Below are 1,728 nucleotides of genomic sequence, written 5' to 3'. Positions count from 1 at the left end.
CAGGTCGGGCGCGACGCCGTCCGGGGTGAACCCCGAGTTCTCGCCGGCCTCGATGGCCGCCGCACGGTCCGCGGGGTCGATCGACCCGTCCGGGCCGGGGGTCGCGGCGAGCGGGGTGAGCATGCCGTCGTTGGCGTCGGGCTCCACCAGGACGCGGTCGGCGAGCATGCACGGGTTGCCGGCGAGGGCGGAGAAGTTGCCCGCCGCGATCGTGTACGCGGGGTACTGCTTGTGGACCCCCTTGGCGAACGAGGCGATGGAGAAGACGACGAGCAGCCCCGCGACCACCGCGATGGGTGCGGCGGCGATGGTCCGCATACGCCGACGGCCCTCACGGGTCCTGGGCGCCTGCGTGCCGGTGTAATCCTGGCGGAGGTGCTGCCATCCGGCGTAGGCGAAGGTCAGTACCGCCAGGCCCAGCAGGACGGTGGCCGCGTCGATGCCCCGGATGCTGGGGGCCTTGTCCCACCAGGGGATGCCGTAACTCGAGACGTACCACCAGCCGTTGGGGCCGGCGAAGGCCAGGGCGAGCACCACCAGGGTGATGCCCAGGAACACGGTCCTGTTGCGGGCGGTGCGGACCGCGGACGCGGCGATGGCCATGGCGCCGAGCGCCGCGATCGCCGCGCCGATCCCCGCGTACACACCGAAGTGGTGGGTCCACTTGGTGGGGGAGAACATCATGAAGAAGGCGGTGCCCACGACCACGCCGACCAGGCGCCAGACGGGCCCCGAGGCCGCGCCCGGGATCTTGCCGCGGCGCAGCAGGGTGCCGATCACCATGACGAGGCACAGCAGGACCAGCAACACCGGGAGTCGACGGGAGAGCGAACCGTCGACGGTCGGGATCATCAGGTAGTAGTAGCGGACGAACTCCTCGAACCAGTTCAGGTTGGGGCCGATCTCGCCGCGCACCCGGATCGCCTCGAGTACCGAGGCCAGGGACTGGATGCCGAAGACGCTGATGAGCACCATGGTCCCCGCGGCGAGTACCGGCGCGACCAGGGCCAGGCGTGAGCCGACCTCGCGTCCGCGCACCACGACGGTGCGCAGGACAGGGCGCAGCCCCATGACGAGTGCGGCGACGGCCATCAGTCCGGTGGGGCCGGTGGCCAGGGAGAAGGAGGCGAGGATCACCGCGACCGCGTACGGCAACATGCGCCGGGTGGCGATGGCGCGTTCGACCGACGTCCAGGTGAGCAGTGCGCCGAGGGCGATGACGGGCTCGGGCCGCAGGCCGTTGTTGAAGGCCATCCAGAAGGCGAGGAACACGGCGGCGGCGCTCCACACCACCACCGGGGTGGTCCGTGCGGCGCGGCCGAGCCGCGGCAGGACCTCGCGGCTGATGACGAGCCAGCACAGGATCGCCGCGATCAGCGCGGGCAGCCGCATCCACGGGCTGGCGGTGGACACGTGGGCGAGCATCGTGAGCAGGTCGTAGTAGGGGGAGCCGAACGGCGATTCCGGGACCCCGTACCAGCGGTAGTAGTTGGCCATGTAGCCGGCGGGGTCCGCGGCCCGGGCCATCGACATGATGTACCCGTCGTCGGAGGTGTTGCCGCCGACGAAGTGCCACACACCGAGCGTGCCGATCACGGCCACGTCCGGGAGCCGGATCCTGAACCACCCGCGGGGCAGGAAGCGGCGGGACCGGCGACCGTCGGTCTGGTCGAGTCCGTGCAGGGCCCACAGGGCCACGGCGGTGGCGATCAAGCCGATCACGATGGC

1 protein-coding gene is annotated in these 1,728 nt (G+C 71.3%); it reads right to left on the bottom strand.

The genetic code is table 11. The annotated features are described in order from the left end of the window. Nucleotides 1–1,722: arabinosyltransferase domain-containing protein (locus G6026_RS15040; protein ID WP_347238119.1), on the bottom strand; the 1,722-nt coding region annotated here is incomplete at its 3' end. Nucleotides 1,723–1,728 lie beyond the last annotated feature (6 nt).

Origin of the sequence: Dietzia sp. DQ11-38-2, assembly GCF_014145055.1 — a bacterium.
Classification (GTDB): Bacteria; Actinomycetota; Actinomycetes; order Mycobacteriales; family Mycobacteriaceae; genus Dietzia.
This window is presented reverse-complemented; position numbering and strand designations above follow the sequence as displayed.